This window comes from Thiohalorhabdus sp. Cl-TMA (assembly GCF_041821045.1).
Lineage (GTDB): Bacteria > Pseudomonadota > Gammaproteobacteria > Thiohalorhabdales > Thiohalorhabdaceae > Thiohalorhabdus > Thiohalorhabdus methylotropha.
In genome coordinates this window covers 119333-142382 of sequence record NZ_JBGUAW010000005.1, presented here as the reverse complement: position 1 = coordinate 142382, position 23050 = coordinate 119333, and the positions used below count along the sequence as shown (strand labels likewise).

Genomic DNA, 23050 nt, shown 5'->3' with positions numbered 1-23050 from the left:
GAACGCCCCGCCTGGGCCCGGCGGCTGAAAGCGGCTATCCTTGTGGCCCTCCCGGGACCGGCTTCCCGACCATCACGGAAGGAGCGCTGCATGGGCCAAGGAGCTGCCTACCTGCTGGGCATGGCCATCGGTTTCTCGGTGCTGCCCTACTTCGTGCTGTACCTGGTCTACGTCCTGGTGACCCGGCGCACGGTGGCCATCCCGTACCTGCTCGCCGGCATGGTTGCCGCCGTGGGCGGGACTTTCCTGCTCTTCCTGGCCGCCGGGGCCTGGCTCGGGGAAGACCTGGCCAAGACGCCCATCCCCATGTTCGGCGGCGTGATCGTGGCGGGGACGGTGATCAGCCTGGTCGGGAAGTGGAAGGGCAAGACCATCCACAGGGACTGAGGCGGTCCCTTCACGAGTCCGCCCGGCGGGCCCGGAAGAAGGCGCGCAGCAGCTCGCCGCACTCCTCGCCGCGCACCCCGCCCGACACCTCGGGCCAATGGTTGAGGCCCGGCAGGCCGAATCCGTCCACCACGCTTCCGGCCGCGCCGCCCTTGGGATCGGCGGCGCCGAACACCACCCGCGCCACCCGGGCGTGCACCAGGGCGCCCACGCACATCAGGCACGGCTCCAGGGTCACGTAGAGGGTGCTACGGGGCAGTCGGTAGTTGTCCGCCTCGGCCGCCGCGGCGCGGAGCGCCCGGATCTCCGCGTGGCCGGAGGGGTCGCGGGTCTCGACGGGGGCGTTGCCGGCTGCCGCCAGCAGCGCTCCGTCCCGCACCACCACCGCGCCCACGGGGACCTCGCCCCGGGCGCCCGCCCTGCGGGCCTCCTCCAGGGCCCGCGCCATCCATGCCTCGTCTTCCGATGTCACACGCTCGTCCCGCCAGCAAATCGCCCGACGATGATTGCGGCCCCGGGCCACATCGCCCTGCCCGGCCGGCCCGGCCGGCCCCTACCCCACCCGCTGCCGCACCCAGGGCTCGAACTGGCCGGCCTGCATGGCGCCGGAGACCCGGTCCGCCTCCCGACCCCCGCGGAACAGGATAATGGTGGGAATACTACGGATGCCGAAGCGCGCCGCGGTCTGCTGGCTCCGCTCGGTATCCACCTTGACCACCCGCACCTCAGGGCGCAGATTCCGGGCCGCCGCGTCCACCACCGGCGCCATCATCTGGCAGGGCCCGCACCAGCCGGCCCAGAAGTCCGCCACCACCGGCAGGTCGCAGCGCTCCACCTGCTGGTGGAAGGTGGCATCGGTGACCTCCACCGGCTTGTCCGGGAACAGGGCGCCCTTGCAGCGCCCGCAAACGGGTCCCTGATGGAGCCGGTCGTCGGGCACGCGGTTCACGCCCCCGCAGTGCGGGCAGGGTATATGCAGGGAATCGGTCATGGAGACCTCCTATAGCGCTCACCTACCAATCCCGGACTCACTATTCCGGAAGGGGACGCATGGATTCAACGGTTGCCATTCTCCTCCCCCGCCCCTCTCCGGTAGACTACGCTCCCCGTGCAACCGGGAGAGGACCCAGGTGGAGGACCGACATTCCAATCAGGCCCTGGCGCTGGCCGGCGTCTTCCAGGCGGCCACGCTGGTTCGGGAGATAGCCCGCCAGGGCGGCTTGATTCATACCGGCGCCGCCGAGATCAGCGTCGCCAGCGTGTTCGCCACCGAGCCGGATTCCGTGGAGGCCGTTTTCGGGAGCGTCCTCGGAGTCCGCCTCGGTCTGGAGCATCTGCGGGACCAGCTGCGCGCGGAGGATGCCCGGGGCCGGGATATGGAGCTGGCCCGCTACGTCATCGGCCTCACCGTGCTGGAGCGCAAGGTGGCCCGCAAACAGGGCGCCCTGGAGGAGCTGGGCGCGGACATCGAGGCGGCCCAGCGCACCTATCAGCACTTCGGCGCCGGCCACGCCAACGTGTACGGCCGCCTGGCTGACATCTACACCGAGCACGTTACGCCGCTCGGCGCCCGGATCATGGTACGCGGCGACGAGCAGGCCCTGCGCGAGCCCGGCAACGTGGCCCGGGTACGGGCACTTCTTCTGGCCGGTCTGCGGGCGGCCGTCCTGTGGCGCCAGCTGGGCGGGCGCCGATGGCAGCTGGTACTGAGCCGCGGCCGGTACCTGCGCACCTCGGAGCAGCTCCTGGAAGCCCTGCCGGTTTCCTGACCCCTCCCCCCTTGAAATTCGGTTTTGAACCCCCAGATTAGGTAATGAAACATCCCTAGGAGGATCTACCTAATGATTGGGCAAGCGGCGAAGTTCTCGCTCGGCCAGATCGTCTGGCACCTGAACACCGAATATAGAGGGGTCATCGTCGACGTGGACCCGGAATTCCAGGGCGAGGAAGAATGGCTCGAAGGGCAGGAAGAGACCGGCCCGAACCGCAATCAGCCCTGGTACAGCCTCCTCGTGGACGATACCGAACAGATGGCCTACGTACCGGAGCAGAACCTGGCAACCGATGACTCCGAGGTCCCCATCAACAACCCGGCCATGGACTTCTTCGTGGGCGAGATGGAAGACGGGCGCTACACCGTACAGCAGACCCTCAACTGAACCGGCATCGAAACCAAAAAACCCCGCCTAGGCGGGGTTTTTTGCGCTCCGGGCTCACTCCCACTCGATGGTACCCGGCGGCTTCGACGAGACGTCGTAGACCACCCGGTTGATGCCGGGCACCTCGTTGATGATGCGGTTGGCGATGCGGCCGAGCATCTCGTAGGGGAGCTGCACCCAGTCCGCCGTCATGCCGTCGGTGGACTCCACGGCCCGCAGGCAGACCGCGTTCTCGTAAGTGCGCTGGTCGCCCATCACGCCCACGCTCTTCACCGGCAGCAAAACCGCGAAGCTCTGCCAGATGCGGTCGTAGAGGCCGGCCTCCTTGACTTCCTCCAGGACGATGGCGTCGGCCTCGCGCAGCGGCGCCAGCTTGTCGCGCTCCACCGCGCCCAGGCAGCGGATGGCCAGTCCCGGTCCCGGGAAGGGCTGGCGGTTGACCATCTCCTCGGGCATGCCGAGCTCGCGGCCCAGCTCCCGGACCTCATCCTTGAACAGCTCGCGCAGCGGCTCCACCAGCTCCAGCTTCATGCGCTCCGGCAGGCCGCCCACGTTGTGGTGCGACTTGATGGTGGCGCTCGGCCCGCCCTTGGGCGAGACGGACTCGATGACGTCCGGATAGAGCGTCCCCTGGGCGAGGAAGTCGGCGCCGCCGAGCTTGGCCTGCTCCTCCTCGAACACCTCGATGAAGGTGTTGCCGATGATCTTGCGCTTCTCCTCCGGGTCCTCGACGCCTTCCAGGCGATCGAGGAACCGGTCGGAGGCATCCACGTAGTGCAGCGGGATCTCGTACCACTCGCGGAACACCCGTTGCACCCGCTCGGCCTCGCCCTTCCGCAGCAGGCCGTTGTTGACGAAAATGCAGGTGAGCTGGTCACCCACGGCGTGGTGGATGAGCACCGAGGCCACCGCCGAGTCCACGCCGCCGGACAGCGCCGAGATCACCTTGCCGGCTCCCACCTGCTCGCGGATGCGCTCGGCCTCCAGCTCGATGAACGAGCCCATGGTCCACTGGCCGTGGCAGTGGCACACGCCCCGCACGAAGTTCTCCAGCAGCTCCGCGCCGCGCGGCGTGTGCACCACCTCGGGATGGAACTGCAGGGCGTAGAGGTTGCGCTCGGGATTGCCGATGGCGGCATAGGTGGAGTTGTCCGTGTGGCCGATGCTGCGGAAGCCCGCCGGCAGCGCCTCCAGGCGGTCGCCGTGGCTCATCCACACCTCCGTGCCTTCGTCGGCGGCAAAGCCGGAGAGCGGCCCCATGGCCTCGTCCACGTGCAGCAGCGCCCGGCCGTACTCGCGCTCGGCGGCCTCCTCCACCCGACCGCCAAGCAGGTGGGTCATGAGCTGCATGCCGTAGCAAATGCCGAGCACCGGGACGCCCAGGTCGAAGATCCCGGCGTCCACCATGGGGGAATCGGCATCCAGAACCGATTCCGGGCCGCCCGAGAGGATGATCCCGGCCGGGGCGAATTCGCGGACGGCGTCGAGGCCCTCGTTGAAGGGATGGATCTCGCAGTAGACCCGGCTCTCGCGCACGCGGCGGGCTATGAGCTGGGTGTACTGGCTGCCGAAGTCCAGGACGAGGATACGTTCCTGGTGGAGGGTATCGGTGGTCTCGGTCATGGGCGGAAAGCTCGATTGTCCTGCGGCGAGGAGTTATTCGCCCGCTCAAGCGGGCTCCTACGACGGGAGGTCAAAGATCCCGGACAGTCCGGAAAACGCCGAATCGGCCATGTAGGAGCGGCCTCCCGGCCGCGAACATGGAAGTGCCCGCCGAACAGGCGGGAACTGCCATGCCTGTTGCGGGGGCAATCCGGTCGCGGCCGGGAGACCGCTCCTACGACGGCACCCAACCTTCCGGCGCTCAGTCCGTGTGATAGTTGGGCGATTCCTTGGTGATGGTCACGTCGTGGACGTGGCCCTCGCGGAAGCCGGCGCCGGTGATCTGGATGAACTCCGGCTTGGTGCGCATCTCCTGGATGTCCCGGCAGCCGGTATAGCCCATGGAGGAGCGCAGGCCGCCCACCAGCTGGCGCAGCACGGTGACCATGGGGCCCTTGTAGGGCACCCGGCCCTCCACGCCCTCGGGCACCAGCTTGTTGGCGTCCTCCACCTCGCCCTGGAAGTAGCGGTCCTTGGAGCCCGCCTGCATGGCGCCGATGGAGCCCATGCCGCGGTAGGTCTTGTAGGAGCGCCCCTGGTACAGCTCCACCTCGCCGGGGGATTCCTCGGTGCCGGCCAGCAGGCTGCCCACCATGACGGTGTGCGCGCCGGCGGCCACCGCCTTGGCCACGTCCCCGGAGAAGCGGATGCCGCCGTCGGCGATCATGGGGACGTCCGTGCCCTCCAGGGCCTTGGCCACCTCGGAGATAGCGGTGATCTGCGGCACGCCCACCCCGGCCACCACCCGCGTGGTGCAGATGGAGCCGGGGCCGATGCCCACCTTGACGCCGTCGGCGCCGGCCTCCACCAGGGCGCTGGCGGCGTCGCCCGTGGCGATGTTGCCGGCCACCACCTGCACCTGCGGGAAGCCCTTCTTGACCCAGGACACCCAGTCCATGACGCCGCGGGAATGGCCGTGGGCGGTGTCCACCACGATCACGTCCACCCCCGCGGAGACCAGCGCCTCCACCCGGTCGCCGGTGTCCGGGGAGGTGCCCACCGCGGCCCCGGCGCGCAGCCGGCCCTGGTCGTCCTTGGCGGCCAGGGGATGCTCCGTGGACTTCTCTATGTCCTTCACGGTGATCATGCCGCGCAGGTGGAACTCGCCGTTGACCACCAGCAGCTTCTCGATGCGATGCTCGTGGAGCAGGCGCTTGGCCTCCTCCAGGGTGGTGCCCTCCTGCACGGTCACCAGGTCCTCGCCGCCGGTCATCAGCTCGGACACCGGGCGGTCCAGGCCGCTCTCGAAGCGCAGGTCCCGGTTGGTGAGGATCCCCACCAGGCGATCGGCCTGGGTGACCGGGATGCCGGTAATGCCGTGCTCCTTCATGAGCTGCACCGCCTCGTGCAGCGGGGCGTCCGGCGCGATGGTGATGGGATCCTTGATGACCCCGCTCTCGTACTTCTTGACCTTGTGGACCTCCGCGGCCTGCTCTGCGGCGGTCATGTTGCGGTGGATGATGCCCATGCCGCCTTCCTGGGCGATGGCGATGGCGGCGCGGCCCTCGGTCACGGTATCCATGGCCGCGGAGACCAGCGGCAGGTTGAGCCGGATCTCCCGGGTAACAGGCGAGCGCAGATCCGCGTCCCGAGGCAGCACCTCGGAATGGGCGGGCAAAAGCAGGACGTCGTCAAAGGTAAGAGCGGTATCATTGCGGAGCCGCATTGCAGCCTCCCATCCAACCGGCGGGTAGAGATAAACAAAATATTGTATCTACTGCCCGGATTACAGGCAATATAGGCTCCGCTATCCAGCTCCGGACACCGGAGGCCTTCCCCATGCTACATTAGGGGTTTTGCGCGCGAACCGGTACGCCCATGGCCCCACCCGACTCCCCCGCCGGCGGTGGTGACGACCGCCCCGTCTACACCGTTACCCGCCTCAACCACGAGGCGCGCGGCCTGCTGGAGGCGAGCTTCCCCCTGCTGTGGGTGGAAGGCGAGCTGTCCAACGTGGCCCGCCCCGCCAGCGGCCACATGTACTTCACCCTCAAGGACGACCAGGCCCAGGTGCGCTGCGCCATGTTCAAGGGCAAGAACCGCCTGCTGCGGTTCAAGCCCGGGGACGGCATGCACGTGCTGGTGCGCGCCCAGATCAGCCTCTACGCGCCGCGGGGGGATTTCCAGCTCATCGTCGAGCACATGGAAGAGGCCGGGGAAGGCGCCCTGCAGCGGGCCTTCGAGGAGCTAAAGCGCAAGCTGTCGGCCGAGGGGCTGTTCGCCGACGACATCAAGCGGCCCATCCCGAGCCTGCCGCGTCGGGTGGGCGTGATCACCTCCGCCACCGGTGCCGCCATCCGCGACGTGCTCACCACGCTGGAGCGGCGCTTCCCCGCCCTGCCGGTGGTGGTCTACCCGGCCCCCGTGCAGGGCAAGGCCGCCGCACCGGCCATCGCCGAGGCGCTCGCCACCGCCAACCGGCGCGCCGAGTGCGACGTCCTCATCCTCACCCGCGGCGGCGGCAGCCTGGAGGACCTGTGGTCCTTCAACGAGCCGGAGGTGGCACGGGCCATCCGCGCCAGCGATCTGCCGGTGGTGGTGGGCGTGGGCCACGAGGTGGACATCACCATCGCCGACCTCGCCGCCGACCTGCGCGCCCCCACCCCCACAGCCGCCGCGGAGCGGGTCTCCCCGGACCGGGAGACGCTGCTGCGCCAATTCCGCACCGAGCGCGACCGCGTCACCCGCGCCCTGGAGCGCCGCCTGCGCGACCGCGCCCAGGGCCTCGACTACCTGCGCCGCCGCCTGGTCCATCCGGGCAAGCGCCTGCGCGACCTGCACGAGCGCAACCACGCCGCCCGGCAGCGGCTCGCCCGCGCCCTGGCGCTGCGCCAGCGCGACCGCCGCCGGGACCTGGAAAACCTGACCGCCCGCCTCCACCGCGCCGGCCCGGCCCGCCGCTTGCCCCGCAACCGGGAGCACCTGCACGACCTCCACGAGCGGCTGGTGCGCGCCACCACCCAGACGACCCTACCCGCCCGCCGCCAGCGCCTGCAGTCCCTCGTCCGCGAATTGGAAGCGGTAAGCCCCCTGGGCACCCTTTCCCGTGGCTACGCCGTGGCCCGGAAGGACGGACAGATCCTACGCAAGGCACAGGAAGCAGAGGTCGGAGACAAGGTGGATGTCCATCTGGGCGAGGGGCGCCTGGACTGCCGGGTGGAAGGGCTGGGGGAGTCCGACCTGCCCGATTCCCACAACTGAGCCGGAAACAACCTGAAGCTCTCTCCCCCAACGCCTCAAACAGTCCCCCTTAATTCCATACTTATCAGGGAGTTGCACGAACAACCGGGGTGTGGCAGATTCCGAGAAAAGACCTGACAGACTAATAAGAAGCCCCACGGAATCCAAAAAGGGGGACCACCGTGGCTTCCGCCGAACCGCACGCCCGTACTGAAAACCCTCGGGACAGCCAGGACACCCGTCCCCGCACCATCGCCGAATCCCCCGGCGAGATCGCTTGGCTGCTGTCCCAGTCCCCCTTTCCTAGACATCCCCGATTTCTGGCCAATCTGAAATGGCTGGCCATGCCCCCGGTCATGCACGCCGCCTGTTCCGCGCCGAGAGGCAACCGCTCGGCGTGGCCCTGTGGGCCCACCTCTCCGAAGCGGAGAAACGCGTGGAGGCCGGCATCGGCAAGCTTGGCACCGAGGACTGGCGCAGCGGGCCGACTCTGTGGCTGGTAGAGCTGATCGCCCCCTTCGGGTGCCAGGAAGAGATGCTCGAGGACCTGAAGCACACCGCCTTCGCCGGACAGGCCTTCAAGCTGCATCGGAGGAATGAAGCCGGGGAGCGGGAGACGGTGACCATGAACAACCACACCAGCGAAGCCCCGGACAATGGCTAACCCACGACCCGAACCCAGGCCATCCGGCTTCGATCCAGCACTGGCCCCGCCCGCACGTGGACCGGTTTGCAACCCACTTCTCCATTGTCCGGGACTCCCGGCGATTGTTCCGGATTAATGGATGGCGGGCGATCGCCTATGACAGCGGACGGTCCATCACCCAGTGAACCAGCAAGGAAGACCGTGTTTAATCGACGGAGAAGGGAGGGTCACTTCGCCTTCTTTTTCCCCTTCTTTCCTCGAAACGATTTGGGCGCCTCCTTGTGGCGAGCGCGGCCCTTGTAGGGGCTTTCCTGCTTGCGGAACTGCAGGCGTAGCGGCACGCCTTCCAGCTCGAAGGCCTTCTGGAAGGTGCGCTCCAAGTAGCGCAGGTAATTGTCGGGCAAGGTGTTGGGGCGGGAGCCGTGGATGACCACGGTGGGCGGGCGCTTGGCGCCCTGGTGGGCGTAGCGCAGCTTGGGGCGGAAGCCGCCGCGCACCGGCGGCGGGTGGGCCTCGGTGGCCTCGTGCAGGACGCGGTTCAGCTCGGCGGTGGATAGCTCCCGGGTGTAGGAGGTATAGATGGTCTCCGCGGCCTCGAAGAGGTGGCCCACCCCAGTGCCGTAGCGGGCGGAGATGTAGCGCAGCGGGGCGTAGTAAAGGAGGGGCACCAGCTTGATGTCCAGGGTGCGGCGCAGGCGGTGCCTCTGCTGGTCGTCGAGGTGGTCCCACTTGTTCACCGCCAGCACCACGCCCCGTCCGGCGTCGCGCACTAGGCGCGCCAGCCGGGCGTCCTGGTCGGTCACGCCCTCATGGGCGTCCACCAGCAGGAAGACCACGTCGGCGGCCTCCATGGCCTGGATGGCCTTGAGGGTGGAGAACTTCTCCAGGGTCTCCTTGATGCGGGAGCGGCGCCGCACGCCGGCGGTATCGATCAGGGTGTAGGTCTGGCCGTCGCGCTCCAGCACCGTGTGGATGGCGTCCCGCGTGGTGCCGGGTCGGTCGTAGACGATCATGCGCGGCTCCCCGAGCAGCGCGTTGACCAGGGTGGACTTGCCCACGTTGGGGCGGCCCACCACGGCGACACGGATCCCCGGAAGCGCTTCCGCTTCCTCGTCCGCCGGCGGCAGGCGCTCCTCCACCAGGTCGACCATGCGGCCCATGCCCTGGTTGGCGGCGGCGGAGATGGTCAGCGGCGTGCCGAAGCCCAGGGCGTAGAAGTCGGCGCCCACGACGCCGGGGTCCAGGTCCTCGCTCTTGTTCACCACCAGCAGCACCGGAACCTGCATGCGTCGCAGCTCTTCCGCGATCCCGGCATCCTCGGGGTGTAGCCCGAGGCGGCCGTCCACCAGGAAGACCACCAGCTCGGCGTCCTGGATGGCCTGGCGGGTCTGCTCGACGGCCAGCAGCTCGAGGCCGCCTTCCACATCGCTTTCCAGCCCGCCGGTGTCCACCAGGATGAAATCCCGCTGGCCGTAGTCGCAGGCGCCGTAGATCCGGTCCCGGGTCACACCCGGGGTGTCCGAGACCAGGGCATCCCGGGTCCGGGTCAGCCGATTGAACAGGGTGGACTTGCCCACATTGGGCCGGCCCACGAGGGCGACGATCGGTTTCATGGCTAGTGGTGGGTCTTTGATGGTCGGGAACGAGGCGGAAACGGAATTTTCCGCTGCGGACGAAGCGTAGCACAGATTCGGCCGGCAGGACTTTCACGAGCAGTGCTTCGGGAGCGCGGCTCCATGCGCCGGTCGCGGCTCGGCAGGCCGCCCCTAAAGCCCTGACGGGGCGGGGCCGTCGCTGCGACCGCCCCCGGTCTTAATCCAGCCCCACCCGGTTGAGGGTGCCTTCATCGGTGAGCACCAGCAGGGCGCCCTCTCCGACGGGGAGCGGCGGGCTGTGCACGGCGCTGAGGCCCACGTCCATCTGGGCGAGCACCTTGCCCGACTCGCGGGCGAACCAGGTCACGCGGCCCTGGCCGTCCCCCACCACCACCGCCCGCTCGGTCAGGACCGGCGCGGAGAGGGAGCCGGCTCCCTGGAGGACCTTCTGCGTCCAGAGGGTGCCGCCGTTGTCCCTGTCCAGCGCCACCACCTTGGAGTCGGAGGTGGCGATGAAAATCCGCTGGCCGGCCACTGCCAGGTCGTTGTGCACGGAGAACTTGCGCTGCCAAAGCTGGCGGCCGCTGCCGGCCTGCAGGGCGGAAACGGAGCCGTGGTAGGCGGCGGCGTAGACGATGCCGTCCAGCACCACGGGAGCGGCATCCACGTCCACCATGCGCTCCAGCTCGGTACGGCCGGTGGGAGTGGCGATGCTCTCGCGCCACTGCGGGCTGCCGTTGCCGGCATCCAGGGCCACCAGCTCGCCGGTGGAGAAGCCGCTGAACACCTTGCCCTCGAAATAGGCGGGGCGCGATCCGCCCCGCAGGGCCAGGCTGCGGCCTTCCACGTTGTAAGACCAGCGGGTGCCGCCGTCGGCGGCGCGCAGGGCCCAGAGGAAGTCGTCGGCGGTACGGACGAAGACCATGCCCGCGGCCATCCGCGGCACCGTGATCACCTCCGAGGAGACCTGGGACTTCCAGATGGTCTCCCCGTTCCCGGTCTTGAGGGCCCACACCTCGCCCTCGTCGGTGCCGATGTAGACGCGCTCCCCGTTCTCGCTGATGGCCGGGCCGCCGGCGAACCGCCCGCCGAGGTCCCGCACCCAGCTTATGCCGCCGGATTCGGCGTCCACGGAATACAGGCGGCCCTCCCGGGTGCCGACATAGGCCTGGCCGTTCCGCTCGGCCATGCGGCTTGAGGTGTAGGGCCGGACGCTCCAGTCCTTGAAGACGGGCATGGCCCAGGAGCGGTAGGCGCTGAACGCGGCGGGATCCGGTCCGCCGTCTTCTTCCTCCGCGGCATGGGCCGCCGAAGGCGGGAATACCAGCGCCAGGGCCAGTACCAGTCCGGGGAAAAGGCGCCATGCCTTCATCCACCGCGCTCCTGATCTCCGGACGGCGCACCGTTACCGGAAAGCTGCTCGATACGGGCCTGAATCACCTGGGAAAGCGGGCCGGCGCCGGGGCGGGTGCGTGCCTCCCGGTAGGCCTCGCCCGCCGCCTCGGGCTTGCCGGTGGCGGACAGAAGGTCGCCCTTGAGGAGGAAATAGCTGGGCAGATAGGCCTCCCCCTCCAGGGCGCGCAGGGTATTCAGGGCGGTCTGGGCATTGCCCTGCTCCCACTGGATGCGGGCCCGCTCCTCCACGCCGATGTGCTGGGCCTCGGGCGGACCCACGCTGCCGCTGGCCAGGGGCTTGAGAACCTCCAGGGCCCGGGCGGACTGGTCGCCCTGGTGCAGGAGCCGCGCTCGGAAGACCCGGGCGAAGGCCGCGTAGGGGGTGCCCTCGTATTCGGTCATCAGGGTGCGCAGGGCCTCCCGGGCATCCCCCTCCCGGCCGGACTGCAGGGCCTGCACGGCCGAGCCGTAGGTCTCGGAAGCCGCCAGGAGCTGAGCGCTCTGGTGGCGGTAGTACCCGTAGCCGGCGCCGATCCCCACCGCCACGGCGACGGCCAGGGCGACCAGAAGCCACCGGTAGCGGTGGGCGAAATCCTTGAGGGCCTCGATGCGGCGCCCTTCCTCCAAATCCAGGTGCTCTTCCAAACCTTCCTCCCGGGAGATCCTCGTGTGTGCCCCAGATGCCGACTCAGGACCGGCGGTGACCGCCGATCACCGGGCGCGGCGGCAGGCGGCCACCTGGCCCCGGCCCAGGTCGTATCCCTGGAAGGGCCATTCGGCGCAGGCGGGCTCGGCCTCGGGGCAGCGGCTGTAGAACGGGCATTCGCCCTCCTGCTCCCGGACCGCGCCGGCGGGAATGCGGCGCTCCCGCTCGCGGTGCGCCCCGGGCACCGCGGCCAGCAGCCCCCGAGTGTACGGGTGCGCGGGGCGCTCGAACAGGCGCTCGGCGGGCCCCTCCTCCACCACCCGGCCCCCGTACATCACCACCACCCGGTCGCTCAGGTAGCGGACCACCCTCAGATCGTGGCTGATGAACAGGTAGGCGAGGCCGTAGTCGCGCTGCAGATCCTTCAGCAGATTCAGGATCTGGGCCTGGATGGAGACATCCAGGGCAGAAACCGGCTCGTCGCAGACGATCAGACGCGGCTCCATGACCAGCGCACGGGCGATACCGATGCGCTGGCGCTGGCCGCCGGAGAACTGGTGCGGGAACTTGCCGGCCGCGTCCCCGCCGAGGCCGCAGCGCTCCAGCACCTCAGCCACACGTCGCTGCCGCTCGTCCCGGTCGCCGAGCCCGTGGATCTTCAGACCTTCCTCCACGATCCGGCCCACCCGCATGCGCGGGTTGAGGCTCGCGTAGGGATCCTGGAAGACGATCTGCATGTCCCGGCGGACCCGCTGCAGGCTGGCCCGCTTGGCCCGCGTGATGTCGCTGCCGTCGAAACGGATGGTGCCGCCGTCGGGCTCCATGAGCCGCAGGGCCATGCGGGCCAGGGTCGACTTGCCGCAGCCCGACTCTCCCACCAGCCCCACGGTCTCGCCGGGCGCCACGGTAAGCCGCACGTCCTGCACGGCCCAGAAGGTGGAGCCGCCCCGGCCCCAGGGGCCGCGCTGCGTGAAGGACTTGGACAGCCCGTCCAGCTCCAGCAGATCCGTCAATGCCAGATCCTCGCGCTCACCTCGTCCGGGAAGAGGCAGCGGCTGACATGATCGCCGCGGCTCTCCAGCGGCACGGCGGAGTAGCGGCAGCGCTCGCGAACCATGGGACAGCGGTCGGCGAACCGGCAATGGGCCGGCCAGTGCCCCAGCTCGGGCACCTTGCCCGCCAGAGCGGGTAGGCGCTCGTGGCCGGTCTCGCGGCCCGGAATGGCCTCCATGAGCCCGGCGGTATAGGGGTGCCGGGGCGCGTTCAGCACCTTGTCGGCGGGACCGTACTCGACGATCTGGCCGGCGTACATGACGGCGATCCGGTCGGCGATCTCCTCGGCCACGCCGAAGTCATGGGTGATGAACAGGAGCCCCATGCCCCGACTGCGCTGGAGGTCGGCCAGCAGCTCCAGGATATGCGCCTGGATGGTCACGTCCAGGGCGGTGGTGGGCTCGTCGGCGATCAGCAGCGTTGGATCGCAGGCCAGCGCCATGGCGATCATGACGCGCTGGCGCTGGCCGCCGGAGAGCTCGTCGGGATAGGCCCGCAGCCGCTCCCCGGGATCGGGGATGCCCACCTGCTCCAGGAGCTCGGTGGCGCGGTGCAGGGCCTCGCGCCGTCCCAGGTCGCGGTGGACCTGCAGGGACTCGGCGATCTGGCGGCCCACCCTGAACACCGGGTTCAGGCTGGTCATGGGCTCCTGGAAGATCATGGCCATGGCCTCGCCCCGCAGCCGGCGCCAGTCCTTGGCGCCCGCCCCCACGAGGTCCCGGCCCTGGAAGCGGATCTGGCCGGCGCGGACCCGCGCCACTTCCGGAAGCAGCCCCATGCAGGCCAGGGCGGTCATGGACTTGCCGCAGCCGGATTCGCCCACCACGCACAGGGTCTCACCGGCCTTCAGCTCCAGGGAGACACCATCCACGGGAATGCGGCGGCCCTCGGCGCCCAGGCTCACCGTCAGCCCATCCAGGGCGAGGACCGGGTCCCCCCTGCGCGCCGCGCTAGCCGCCTTGGCGGGCGACATAATCCTCCACCTCCTCCCGCGCCAGGGGCTCCTGCTCCCCGGAGGCGAGATCGCGCACCAGCACCTTACCCTCGGCCTGCTCCTGTCCGCCGAGAATCAGCGCCAGACGCGCGCCGGAGCGGTCCGCTTTCTTGAGCTGGCTCTTCAGGCTGCCGCCGCCGCAATGGAACCAAGCGGAGATGCCCCGGTCGCGCAGCGATTCGGCCAGGGCCATGGCCCCCGGCTCCGCGGACCCGTCCAGGGGGGCGATGAAGACCGTCGGATGGCGCTCCGGAACCCGCTGCGGATCCACCAGGGCCAGCAGCCGCTCGATGCCGAGGGCGAAGCCCACCGCCGGGGTGGCGGGGCCGCCGATCTCCTCCACCAGACCGTCGTAGCGGCCGCCGGCCACCACGGTGGCCTGGGAGCCGAGCTGATCGCTGGTCCACTCGTAGACCGTATCCGTGTAGTAGTCCAGGCCCCGCACCAGCCGGGGATTGTGCTCGTAGTCGATGCCCGCCGCCTCCAGCAGCTCGCGCAGGCGGTCGAAGTGGGCCTGGCTCTCCTCGCCCAGGAAATCAGTGATCTCCGGGGCACCGGCCACCGCCTCCTGGCAGGTGGGCACCTTGCAGTCCAGGACCCGCATGGGGCTGCGCTGGATGCGCTCCCGGCAGGTCTCGCACAGGCTGTCCCGGCGCGCCTCCAGGAAGCCCACCAGCTCCTCGCGGTACACCCGGCGGTCCTCCGGCTTGCCCAGGGAGTTGAGGTGCAGGGTCAGGCCCTCCACGCCCAGGTCCTGAAGCAGCCGGCGGGCCATGAGGATCTGCTCCACGTCCAGGTCGGGCGTGGCCGGGCCGAAGGCCTCCACGCCCACCTGATGGAACTGCCGGTAGCGGCCCTTCTGGGGGCGCTCGTGGCGGAACATGGGGCCCAGGTAGTACAGCCGGTGGGTCTGGCCGCGGAACAGGCCGTTGGTGATGCCGGCCCGCACGCAGCCAGCCGTGCCTTCGGGCCGCAGGGCGAGCACGTCGCCGCCCGTGTCCTCGAAGGTGTACATCTCCTTCTCGACGATGTCGGTGTCCTCGCCGATGGAGCGGGCGAACAGCTCCAGGCGCTCCACGTGCGGGAAGCGGATCTCCCGGTAGCCGTAGGACTCCAGGACGCGCCGGGCCTCGCCTTCCAGGTACTGCCAGCCCGCGGCTTCCTCCGGCAGGATGTCATTCATCCCGCGGACGGGACGGATCTTCTCGGCCACTAGGCGCTGCCCTCCATGGCCGACCCGCCGGACTCCTGGGTGGCGGAGGCATCGGCCTCCTGCTTCTGCTTGGCCACGTAATCGCGCACGGAGCGCTCCACGCGGTCGATGAGGGTCTCGTTGTCCACCTTGTAGCTGGGCTCGCCGTCGATGTAGACGAGGTTCTTGCCGCCGCCGGTGACGCCCACGTCAGCCTCCTTGGCCTCGCCCACGCCGTTCACCACGCAGCCGATGATGGAGACGTTGAGGTTCTCGTTGACGTCCTCCAGCCGCGCCTCCAGCTCGTTGACGGTATCGATGACATTGAACTCCTGCCGCGAGCAGCTCGGGCAGGCGATGATGTTCACGCCGCGGTGGCGCAGGTGCAGGCTCTTGAGGATGTCGAAGCCCACCTTGACCTCTTCCACCGGGTCGGCAGCCAGGGACACGCGCAGGGTGTCGCCGATGCCGTCGGCCAGGAGCATGCCCAGGCCCACAGAGGAGCGCACCGTGCCCATGCGCAGGCTGCCGGCCTCGGTGATGCCGAGGTGGAAGGGATAGTCCACCTGGGTGGCCAGCTTGCGGTAGGCCTCCACGGCCAGGAACACGTCCGAGGCCTTGAGGCTGATCTTGGTGTCGTAGAAGTCGTGGGACTCCAGGATCTCCAGGTGGCGCAGCGCCGATTCCGCCATGGCCTCGGCGTTGGGCTCGCTGTACTTCTCCAGGAGGTGCTTCTCCAGGGAGCCCGCGTTGACGCCCACCCGGATCGGGATGCCGTTGTGCTTGGCGGCGTCCACGACCGCGGCCACGCGGTCCCGCTTGCCGATATTGCCCGGATTGATGCGCAGGCAGTCCACGCCCATGTCCGCCACCTTGAGGGCGATGCGGTAGTCGAAATGAATGTCGGCAACAAGGGGGATGTCCGGGACGCGGGCGCGGATCTTGCCGAAGGCTTCCGCGGCGTCCTTATCCGGTACCGAGACGCGGACGATGTCCGCCCCGGCCTGGGCCACCTGCTGGATCTGCCCGACCGTGGCCTCCACGTCGCAGGTATTGGTATTGGTCATGGTCTGCACCGCGATGGGTGCATCCCCGCCGATGGGCACCGATCCGACGTGGATCTGCCGCGTCTTCCTGCGATGAATCCCCCACATACCTATAACTCCTTCTCCGAACGGCGGGTCCGGAGCGGTTTACGCTCGGCGCTCGCGAAATTTCAGGGACGATCGGATCTCGGGCCGGGCTCGGGCCTATTGGGATCGGGCCGATTCCGGCTCATCGGCCGTGCTCGTGTCGGCGGACGCCGGCGATTCCGGGGCGCCGCCGTTCCCACCGGCGGCAGAGTCGGATCCGCCGTCGCTCGTGCTTTCCCCGGAATCGGCCTTCTTGTCCGCTTCCGATTCGCCCAGGTTCGGCGGCGGGGCCACCTCGGACTCCGGAATGGTACGCGCCGAGGCATCAACCCGCACGTGTACCACCTGTCCGGGCTCTCCCAGGGGAGCCAAGGGCTTGCCGTCGAAGTACAGCTGTACCCCGGCCGCATTGCCCACCTTTAACCGGAAAGGGGCCTTGCCGTACAGACGTAAGTCCTGATCGGCCTTCACGAGGCGACGCAGGAGCAGATTGTCCTTGGCATCCTTGACCTGCATCCAGGACTTGCCCCAGGTATGGATCCGCAGAACCTGCATATCTTTGGGCAGCCGGGGCCGCTCCGGGGTCTCGGTGCGCAGGCGCCGGAAACGCGAATCCGTTTGCCGGGAAGCGGTCTCGGCGGAAGCGGCGGGCTCCTGCGGCGCCTCGGGCCCGGCAGGGGGCATGGCCTCCTCCGGCACCCCGGGCTGCCCCGATGCCGCCAGGGCTTCGTCCGTATTGGAAGCCGGTTCCTCCTCCCTACCGTCGGAGGAATCACCGGTCTGCTCTTCTTCCTTCCCGCTGCCCTTACCGGAGGACGCGTCCTCCGCTTTCCCGGCGGACCCGCCCGAGCTTGCCGTCTTATCCGAAGCGGGCTCCTCTTCGCCGCCCTCGGCCGGATCCGCCTCCGGCTCCGGCGTGCTCTCGTTACTGGCCAGATTGCCCGGGGAGGACGGCATGCCGCCGTCACCCACGAACCAGAAGGTGGCACCGCCCACCGCCAGCAATAGCGCCAGGCTGATGGAGGCCACCCGCCACGGGTGCTCGATCAGCGGCCGCTCGGGCTCGGGGATAAGCGGCGAGTCCTCCTCTACTTGCGGAACGTCCTCCCCCGCCTGCTGGCCCTCATAGGCACGGATCAGGGAGTCGGGGGAGAGGCCGACCGCGGCCGCGTAGTTGCGCAGGTAGCCGCGGATGTACGCCTCGCCCGGCAGCTTGAAGAAATCCTCGTCTTCCAGAGCCTGGATCTGCTCGACAGTAAGACGGAGCTCCTCGGCCATATCGGAATGGGAGCGGCCCATGGCCTCCCGGGCCCGGCGCAACTGCTTGCCGACCCCAATCGTTTCCTGCTGCGGTTCCTCGCTCACCATTCCGTCTCCTTATCCCCTTTTACGGCCGAAGCGCCTGCGCATCCACGGCACCCATGCGCTCCAGGTTGGTCCGGGCCTTTTCCGCCGCGCCGCTGTCCGGCGCCAGCTCGAGAACCCGCTCGAAGTGCTTCACGGACTGCTCCCGGTTGCCGAGCTGCCGGGCCAGCTCGCCGGCCTCCAGGTGCCCCTGGAGATGCTCGGGATGCTGATCCAGGAGCTTGCCGAGCGCCTTCCGCGCCTTCTCCGGCTCCCCCTGCTCACGGAGTAGCTGGGCCAAGGCCAGCCGCGCCGCCGGATAATCGGAGCGCAGGCGCAAGGCGGTGCGCAGCATTCCCTCGGCCCGGTCGGGCTCTCCCTTGCGCTTTGCCAGCCAGGCGAGATTGTAGTACGCATTTTCGGGACTGGAATACAGCGGATCCGCGAGCGCCACCTCGAACTGGTCCCGGGCCCGGTCATAGGCGCCCAGCCCGGCCAGGAACGCGCCGTAATTGTTGCGGACCTGGGGGTCCTCGGGAGCGATGTCGATGGCCTCCTCGAAGGCCTCCTCCGCCTTGTCGTCGAAGCCGAGCTCCTGATAGGTAAGCGCCAGCCCATTGTAGACGCGGGCGTCCTCGTCATTGAGGGAGCGGGCCTTTTCCAGCTTGCGGAGCGCTTGGCGGGGCTGGCCCTGCCGCAGATAGGCGATCCCCAGGTCCAGATAGATCTCGCTGCGATCCTGGGCGCTTCCCTGAGCGGACCCCTCCGGGGAGGAGGTGGTGGCGCAGGCGGATAGCAGCAATGGGAACAGGCAGAAGAGGACGGGGAAGGTAGCTGCTCGCGCCGCGAGTCGGTTCACGTCATGGCCCCTCGGTTCCACCGGGCTGCTGCTCGCGGGCGCGGGCCTGTCCCTGGAGCTGCCCGCACGCCGCGTCGATATCCTCGCCGCGGGGGGTGCGCGTGACCGCCACCATGCCCCGCTCCAGCAGGATATCCCGGAAGCGGTCGATGGTCTTCTGCGGGGAGCGCCGGAACTCCGCCTGCGGGAACGGATTGAAGGGAATCAGGTTCACCTTGGCGGGAATCCCCGCGAGCCGGTCGGCCAGCATGCGGGCCTCCTCCGGCGAGTCGTTCACCCCGTCGAGCATGACGTACTCGAAGGTGATGCGTCGGTTCGGCGGCAGCGGGTAGTCCCGGCAGGCCTGCAGCAGCCGCTCCAGCGGGTAGGTGCGGTTGATGGGCACGATGTAGTCCCGGACCTCGTCGGTCACGCCGTGCAGCGAGATGGCCAGGTTTACCGGGGTGTCCTGGCCCAGCTCCGTGATCTTGGGAACCACGCCCACCGTGGACACGGTAATCCGCCGGCGGCTAAGGCCGAAGGCGTAGTCGTCCATGAGAAGGTGGATGGTGCGCAGCACCGCATCGTAGTTGAGCAGGGGCTCGCCCATGCCCATGAACACGATATTGGTCAGCCGATCGCCGACCACAGAGCGGGCATGACGCACCTGGGCGATGATCTCGCCGGTGGCCAGATTCCGCTTGAAGCCGCCGTAACCGGTCGCGCAGAACTTGCAGTCCAGCGGGCAGCCGGCCTGTGAGGAGATGCACAGGGTGCCCCGGTCGTCATCCGGGATGAAGACCGTTTCCACGGCATTGCCGTCCTCCAGGCCCAGCAGCCACTTGATGGTGCCGTCGCTGGAGCGCTGCTCGGACAGCACCTCGGGCTCCAGCACCCGGGCCTGCTCGGCCAGTCGGGCGCGTAGGTTCTTGCCGAGGTCCGTCATGGCCTCGAAATCGGAGACGCCACGCTGATGGAGCCACTGCATAACCTGCCGGGCCCGGAAGCGCTTCTCCCCCAGCTCGGTGAAGAAGGCCTCCAGGCCGGCGCGGTCGAGCCCGGCAAGATCCACGGGGCCCCCGGCGGGGGGCCGCCGGGACGGGCTCCGTTTGACGGTTTCCGTAGCGGTCATGCGTCGCGGTCGAACACTTCCAGGTTGTTGAAGAAGAAGGCCACTTCCTGAACCGCCGTCTCCGGCGCATCGGAGCCGTGCACCGCGTTGGCGTCGATGCTGGTGGCGTAGTCGGCCCGGATAGTGCCGGCTTCGGCTTCCTTGGGGTTGGTGGCGCCCATGAGCTCGCGGTTCTTGGCGATGGCATTCTCGCCCTCGAGCACGGAGACCACCACCGGGCCGGAGGTCATGAACTCCACCAGATCATTATAGAACGGCTTGTCGGCATGGACGGCATAGAAGGCCCTGGCCTGCTCGGTGGTCAGGCGGACCATCTTCATGGCCTTGACGCGCAGGCCGTTCTTTTCGAAGCGAGACAGGATCTCGCCGATCACGTTCTTGCCCACGGCGTCCGGCTTGATGATGGAAAGGGTCTGCTCGATGGCCATGCCTGCCTGCTCCCGTTCGGTATTCGTTCAATTTCGGCTGGAGATTCAATGAAGGCGCCAAGCCTATCACTGGCACGGGGACCGGGCAATTCGGCGCCCCGGCATTCCGCGGTGGGGTCAGCGCCGGGCCACCAGCGTTTCCTCCTCCACCTGCTCCGGCACGCATTCGACGAACTCCCCGGGCTCGACCCAGCCTTCCGGAATCCGGACCGGCAGGTAGGTGGCCGCCCGCCCGCGCATCCAGCCGGGGTGGTGGCGGTCGGGCTCCTCCACCAGCACGCGCTGCGGCTTCCCCGCGGCCCGCTCGAGCACCCGCTGACGGATCTGTGCGCCCAGCTCGCGCATGCGCGCCGCCCGTGCCTTGCGCTCCTGCGGCGGCACCTGCTTCTTTTCGGGGATGCGTCCGCCGGGGGTCTCCGGCCGGGGCGAGAAGGGGAAGACGTGCGGGTAGGCGATCTCCAGCTCGTCCACCAGCGCCAGGGCTGCCTCGAAGGCCGCCTCCGTCTCGGTGGGGAAGCCCACCAGCACGTCCGCCGACAGCACCAGATCCGGCGCCGCCTCGCGCAGGGCGGCCATGCGCTCGCGCACCAGCGAGGGCCCGTAGCGCCGCTTCATCTGCTTGAGCACCTTGGCGTCGCCGTGCTGCAGGGACAGGTGCACGTGCGGGCAGAGCTTGGGCTCCTCCCGGAACAGCCCGATCAGCTCGTCGGTGATGTGGCTGGGGTCCAGCGACGACAGCCGCAGCCGGAAGTCCCCTTCCCGCTCGGCCACGGCGGCGAGCAGGCCCGCCAGGTCGGCACCGCCCTCCAGGTCGGCACCGTAGGAGCCCACGTCCACCCCGGTGACCACGAACTCTCGGGTGCCAACCTGCGCCCAGCGGTCCACCTGCCGGACCACGTGGCGCACGGGCACGGAGCGGTTGCCGCCGCGCACCGAGGATATGATGCAGAAGGTGCAGGACTGGTCGCAGCCCTGCTGCACCTGGAGGAAGCCCCGGGTGCGGGACTCGAAGCGGGTCAGCAGGCCCTCGGGCACGGCGCTGGCCTCGTCCGGGTCGCCCACCATCACCTGCGGCAGCTCACCGGCCTCCAGGTCGGGGATCAGGCCGTGGACATCCACCTTCTCGCCGTTGCCGAGCACCAGATCCACGCCGGGGATGGCCGCCACCGCCTCCGGATCGCGCTGGGCGTAGCAGCCCGCCACCACCATGAAGGCCTCAGGATTGCGGCGCAGAGCGCGGCGCACCAGCTGGCGGGCCTGGCGGTCCGCCTCGCTGGTGACGGTGCAGGTATTCACCAGGTAGAGGTCGGCCTCGGCCTCGAAGGGCACCAGCTCGTACTCGGCGCCCCGGAGGGCCTGGCGGATGGCCTCGGTCTCGAACTGGTTCACCTTGCAGCCCATGGTGGTGGTAGCCACGCGGCGCACGCCGGCAGCCGCCTTCGACCCGGCCTCCTCTCCGGCGTGCGGGTCCACGAAGCTGAGCGGGGCAGTCTCGCCGCTCATGCCGCGGTCTCCGCGATCCAGCCGCCGCCGAGCACCTCGTCGCCACTGTAGAAGGCGGCCACCTGGCCCGGCGTCACCGCCCGCAGGGGCTCGGCGAAGCGCACCCGGGCGCGGCCGTCCCCCACGGGCTCCACCAGGGCGGGCACGGGCTTGCCGGCGTAGCGGACCTTCACCGCGGTCTCCCGGCCTTCCGCCGGCAGCGGCTCACCGAACCAGTTCAGGCCCTCCACTTCCATGGCCGACTGGTAGACCGCATCGGCCTCGCCCACCACCACGCGGTTGGCGCTCGTATCCACCTCTACCACGTACATGGGCCGGCCCACCGCCAGATTCAGGCCGCGCCGCTGCCCCACGGTGTAATAGGCGGCGCCCTTGTGCTCGCCAAGCACATTGCCCGCGCGGTCCACGATCTCCCCGGGCTCCAGGCCCGGCCCGGAGCCCTGCTGGGCCACGAATTCGGCCGCGGAGCGCGAGACGAAGCAGATGTCCTGGCTCTCCGGCTTGTCGGCGGTGATCAGGTCGTAGCGGGCGGCCAGCTCCCGGACCTGCTCCTTGTCGTAGCCGCCCACGGGGAAGAGGATGGAGTCCAGCTCCGTGGCCGGCATGACGGACAGGAAGTAGGACTGGTCCTTTTCCAGGTCCCGGCCAGTGAGCAGCCGGGCGCGGCCTCCGGCCCGCTCGATGCGGGCGTAGTGGCCGGTGGCCAGATAGTCGGCACCCAGGTCGCGCACCTGCTGCAGCAGCCGGTCGAACTTGATGAACTGGTTGCAGCGGGCGCAGGGGTTGGGCGTCCGGCCCGCCAGGTACTCGTTCACGAAGTTGTCCACCACCTTCTCGCGGAAGGGCTCGGCGTAATTAAGGACGTAGAACGGGATACCCAGACGATCGGCCACCCGGCGGGCGTCGTCCGCGTCGTCCACGCTGCAGCACCCCCCCTCGTTGCCGGGCCCGTCCCACAGCCGCATGGTCACCCCGATAACATCGAAGCCCTGCTCCTGGAGCAGGGCCGCCGTCACCGAGGAATCCACGCCACCGGACATGGCCACCACCACGCGGGATGGTGCGCCTGCTGTGCTCAAAATCGCCTCCTCTATTCCCCAGGACACCGGGGCCACTCTATCCGCGGACCGGGCGGGCTCACTCCTCGTTCTGGGCCGCCTCGTCGATCCAGGAGAGCTGAATGGCCTGGAGCTCCTGGTCGTCCACCCGGTTAGGGTCGTCGTCGAACCCCTCCAGCTGGGTCACCAGGTCGCGCAGCTCTTCATAAGTAATGTACTGCGGGTCCACGTCAGGCATGGTCTCCGCCAGTTCCACCGCGATGTCCTGGATGTCGGTCCACTTCATGGCACCCTCCTTTCTGGACGAGGTGCTATCGACCGCTCCCCATCACCCGACGCTGAAGCTTTCCCCGCAGCCGCACTCCGCGGTCACGTTGGGGTTGTTGAACCGGAACATGGATTGCAGCCCTTCGGTCACGTAGTCCATTTCGGTGCCCTCGATCAGGGACATCACCTCCGGATCCACGTACACCTTGGCGCCGTGGGCCTCGTAGACCAGATCCTCGGACTTGGGCTCGTCCACATACTCCAGGTTGTACATATAGCCGGAGCAGCCGCTCTTGCGGACGCCGACCCGGATGCCGATACCGCTGCCGCGCTTGGCGAGCTGGGTCTGGATCTGGTCCGCAGCACGTTCGGTAATACTCAGAGACGCGGTCATGGAGCTCCTCCGTCCAATTTGCTTGGATGGCTGCGGAGGCCCGG

24 protein-coding genes are annotated in these 23050 nt (G+C 69.0%); 5 read left to right on the top strand and 19 right to left on the bottom strand.

Annotated features, from left to right (window positions below; all coding sequences use genetic code 11):
- Positions 1-90: 90 nt before the first annotated feature.
- The gene (locus ACERLL_RS08510) at positions 91-387 is read left to right on the top strand and encodes a hypothetical protein (RefSeq protein WP_373655652.1); all 297 of its coding nucleotides are present in this window, start codon (positions 91-93) and stop codon (positions 385-387) included.
- Positions 388-397: 10 nt separating this feature from the next.
- On the opposite strand, the gene tadA is transcribed toward ACERLL_RS08510, so the two are convergent.
- Both tadA and trxC read right to left on the bottom strand, forming a co-directional pair.
- Entirely contained in the window at positions 398-859 is a 462-nt protein-coding gene (tadA, locus tag ACERLL_RS08505; RefSeq protein ID WP_373655651.1) for a tRNA adenosine(34) deaminase TadA, read from the bottom strand.
- Positions 860-940: 81 nt separating this feature from the next.
- Positions 941-1378, bottom strand: coding sequence for a thioredoxin TrxC (gene trxC, locus ACERLL_RS08500; RefSeq protein WP_373655650.1), 438 nt, complete (start codon positions 1376-1378; stop codon positions 941-943).
- Positions 1379-1517: 139 nt separating this feature from the next.
- On the opposite strand from trxC, the gene hflD reads away from it, so the two are divergent.
- Positions 1518-2156 carry a high frequency lysogenization protein HflD gene (gene hflD, locus ACERLL_RS08495; protein WP_373655649.1) on the top strand — a complete coding sequence of 213 codons (639 nt, stop codon included), beginning with the start codon at positions 1518-1520 and terminating at the stop codon, positions 2154-2156.
- Positions 2157-2228: 72 nt separating this feature from the next.
- A complete protein-coding gene (gene hspQ, locus ACERLL_RS08490) occupies positions 2229-2546 on the top strand; it encodes a heat shock protein HspQ (RefSeq protein WP_373655648.1) in 318 nt (105 codons plus the stop codon).
- A 54-nt stretch (positions 2547-2600) separates the two neighbouring features.
- Here the strand turns inward: hspQ and guaA are convergent, their stop codons facing one another.
- Positions 2601-4169 (bottom strand): glutamine-hydrolyzing GMP synthase, encoded by a 1569-nt coding sequence (gene guaA / locus ACERLL_RS08485; protein ID WP_373655647.1) that lies wholly within the window; start codon positions 4167-4169, stop codon positions 2601-2603.
- Positions 4170-4410: 241 nt separating this feature from the next.
- The gene (gene guaB, locus ACERLL_RS08480; RefSeq protein ID WP_373655646.1) at positions 4411-5874 is read right to left on the bottom strand and encodes an IMP dehydrogenase; all 1464 of its coding nucleotides are present in this window, start codon (positions 5872-5874) and stop codon (positions 4411-4413) included.
- A 152-nt stretch (positions 5875-6026) separates the two neighbouring features.
- Between guaB and xseA the strand changes: the two genes are divergently transcribed.
- Both xseA and ACERLL_RS08470 read left to right on the top strand, forming a co-directional pair.
- On the top strand, positions 6027-7409 hold the full coding sequence (xseA, locus tag ACERLL_RS08475; protein ID WP_373655645.1) for an exodeoxyribonuclease VII large subunit: 1383 nt from the start codon (positions 6027-6029) through the stop codon (positions 7407-7409).
- 313 nt (positions 7410-7722) lie between these two features.
- Positions 7723-8052, top strand: coding sequence for a toxin-activating lysine-acyltransferase (locus ACERLL_RS08470; RefSeq protein WP_373655644.1), 330 nt, complete (start codon positions 7723-7725; stop codon positions 8050-8052).
- Positions 8053-8261: 209 nt separating this feature from the next.
- Here ACERLL_RS08470 and der read toward each other — a convergent pair whose 3' ends face one another.
- The 15 genes from der to ACERLL_RS08395 all read right to left on the bottom strand — a co-directional run bounded on the left by der (position 8262) and on the right by ACERLL_RS08395 (position 23006).
- Positions 8262-9647, bottom strand: coding sequence for a ribosome biogenesis GTPase Der (gene der / locus ACERLL_RS08465; RefSeq protein ID WP_373655643.1), 1386 nt, complete (start codon positions 9645-9647; stop codon positions 8262-8264).
- A 199-nt stretch (positions 9648-9846) separates the two neighbouring features.
- Positions 9847-11001: an outer membrane protein assembly factor BamB gene (gene bamB, locus ACERLL_RS08460; RefSeq protein WP_373655642.1), complete on the bottom strand. Its 1155-nt coding sequence runs from the start codon at positions 10999-11001 to the stop codon at positions 9847-9849.
- On the bottom strand, positions 10998-11669 hold the full coding sequence (locus tag ACERLL_RS08455; RefSeq protein WP_373655641.1) for a YfgM family protein: 672 nt from the start codon (positions 11667-11669) through the stop codon (positions 10998-11000). Before ACERLL_RS08455 ends, bamB begins: the two co-directional genes overlap by 4 nt.
- Positions 11670-11735: 66 nt before the next feature.
- Positions 11736-12683 (bottom strand): ABC transporter ATP-binding protein, encoded by a 948-nt coding sequence (locus tag ACERLL_RS08450; protein ID WP_373655640.1) that lies wholly within the window; start codon positions 12681-12683, stop codon positions 11736-11738.
- Positions 12680-13696: an ABC transporter ATP-binding protein gene (locus ACERLL_RS08445; RefSeq protein WP_373655639.1), complete on the bottom strand. Its 1017-nt coding sequence runs from the start codon at positions 13694-13696 to the stop codon at positions 12680-12682. Before ACERLL_RS08445 ends, ACERLL_RS08450 begins: the two co-directional genes overlap by 4 nt.
- Positions 13674-14930, bottom strand: a complete 1257-nt coding sequence (gene hisS, locus ACERLL_RS08440) for a histidine--tRNA ligase (protein WP_373655638.1) — start codon at positions 14928-14930, stop codon at positions 13674-13676. Before hisS ends, ACERLL_RS08445 begins: the two co-directional genes overlap by 23 nt.
- Positions 14930-16063, bottom strand: a complete 1134-nt coding sequence (gene ispG, locus ACERLL_RS08435) for a flavodoxin-dependent (E)-4-hydroxy-3-methylbut-2-enyl-diphosphate synthase (RefSeq protein WP_373655637.1) — start codon at positions 16061-16063, stop codon at positions 14930-14932. The genes hisS and ispG overlap by 1 nt, the downstream gene beginning before the upstream one ends.
- 96 nt (positions 16064-16159) lie before the next feature.
- Positions 16160-17407, bottom strand: coding sequence for a RodZ domain-containing protein (locus ACERLL_RS08430; protein WP_373655636.1), 1248 nt, complete (start codon positions 17405-17407; stop codon positions 16160-16162).
- A 22-nt stretch (positions 17408-17429) separates the two neighbouring features.
- A complete protein-coding gene (gene pilW / locus ACERLL_RS08425; RefSeq protein WP_373655635.1) occupies positions 17430-18245 on the bottom strand; it encodes a type IV pilus biogenesis/stability protein PilW in 816 nt (271 codons plus the stop codon).
- Position 18246: 1 nt separating this feature from the next.
- Entirely contained in the window at positions 18247-19356 is a 1110-nt protein-coding gene (gene rlmN / locus ACERLL_RS08420; RefSeq protein WP_373655634.1) for a dual-specificity RNA methyltransferase RlmN, read from the bottom strand.
- Complete coding sequence (gene ndk, locus ACERLL_RS08415; RefSeq protein ID WP_373655633.1) at positions 19353-19784, bottom strand: nucleoside-diphosphate kinase; 432 nt, start codon at positions 19782-19784, stop codon at positions 19353-19355. The genes rlmN and ndk overlap by 4 nt, the downstream gene beginning before the upstream one ends.
- Before the next feature lie 117 nt (positions 19785-19901).
- Positions 19902-21287 (bottom strand): tRNA (N(6)-L-threonylcarbamoyladenosine(37)-C(2))-methylthiotransferase MtaB, encoded by a 1386-nt coding sequence (gene mtaB / locus ACERLL_RS08410; protein ID WP_373655632.1) that lies wholly within the window; start codon positions 21285-21287, stop codon positions 19902-19904.
- Positions 21284-22366 carry a tRNA 2-thiouridine(34) synthase MnmA gene (mnmA, locus tag ACERLL_RS08405; protein ID WP_373655631.1) on the bottom strand — a complete coding sequence of 361 codons (1083 nt, stop codon included), beginning with the start codon at positions 22364-22366 and terminating at the stop codon, positions 21284-21286. Before mnmA ends, mtaB begins: the two co-directional genes overlap by 4 nt.
- A gap of 58 nt (positions 22367-22424) precedes the next feature.
- Positions 22425-22631 (bottom strand): Fe-S cluster assembly protein IscX, encoded by a 207-nt coding sequence (gene iscX, locus ACERLL_RS08400; protein ID WP_373655630.1) that lies wholly within the window; start codon positions 22629-22631, stop codon positions 22425-22427.
- A 42-nt stretch (positions 22632-22673) separates the two neighbouring features.
- A complete protein-coding gene (locus tag ACERLL_RS08395) occupies positions 22674-23006 on the bottom strand; it encodes a HesB/IscA family protein (protein WP_373655629.1) in 333 nt (110 codons plus the stop codon).
- Positions 23007-23050 lie beyond the last annotated feature (44 nt).

Coding starts and splice junctions, on each gene's coding strand:
- xseA (WP_373655645.1), top strand. CDS start 6,027: ATGGCCCCACCCGACTCCCCCGCCGGCGGTGGTGACGACCGCCCCGTC.
- ACERLL_RS08510 (WP_373655652.1), top strand. CDS start 91: ATGGGCCAAGGAGCTGCCTACCTGCTGGGCATGGCCATCGGTTTCTCG.
- trxC (WP_373655650.1), bottom strand. CDS start 1,378: ATGACCGATTCCCTGCATATACCCTGCCCGCACTGCGGGGGCGTGAAC.
- ACERLL_RS08395 (WP_373655629.1), bottom strand. CDS start 23,006: ATGACCGCGTCTCTGAGTATTACCGAACGTGCTGCGGACCAGATCCAG.
- ACERLL_RS08470 (WP_373655644.1), top strand. CDS start 7,723: ATGGCTGGCCATGCCCCCGGTCATGCACGCCGCCTGTTCCGCGCCGAG.
- der (WP_373655643.1), bottom strand. CDS start 9,647: ATGAAACCGATCGTCGCCCTCGTGGGCCGGCCCAATGTGGGCAAGTCC.
- guaA (WP_373655647.1), bottom strand. CDS start 4,169: ATGACCGAGACCACCGATACCCTCCACCAGGAACGTATCCTCGTCCTG.
- ispG (WP_373655637.1), bottom strand. CDS start 16,063: ATGTGGGGGATTCATCGCAGGAAGACGCGGCAGATCCACGTCGGATCG.
- hspQ (WP_373655648.1), top strand. CDS start 2,229: ATGATTGGGCAAGCGGCGAAGTTCTCGCTCGGCCAGATCGTCTGGCAC.
- bamB (WP_373655642.1), bottom strand. CDS start 11,001: ATGAAGGCATGGCGCCTTTTCCCCGGACTGGTACTGGCCCTGGCGCTG.
- mtaB (WP_373655632.1), bottom strand. CDS start 21,287: ATGAGCGGCGAGACTGCCCCGCTCAGCTTCGTGGACCCGCACGCCGGA.
- rlmN (WP_373655634.1), bottom strand. CDS start 19,356: ATGACCGCTACGGAAACCGTCAAACGGAGCCCGTCCCGGCGGCCCCCC.
- iscX (WP_373655630.1), bottom strand. CDS start 22,631: ATGAAGTGGACCGACATCCAGGACATCGCGGTGGAACTGGCGGAGACC.
- ndk (WP_373655633.1), bottom strand. CDS start 19,784: ATGGCCATCGAGCAGACCCTTTCCATCATCAAGCCGGACGCCGTGGGC.
- ACERLL_RS08445 (WP_373655639.1), bottom strand. CDS start 13,696: ATGTCGCCCGCCAAGGCGGCTAGCGCGGCGCGCAGGGGGGACCCGGTC.
- guaB (WP_373655646.1), bottom strand. CDS start 5,874: ATGCGGCTCCGCAATGATACCGCTCTTACCTTTGACGACGTCCTGCTT.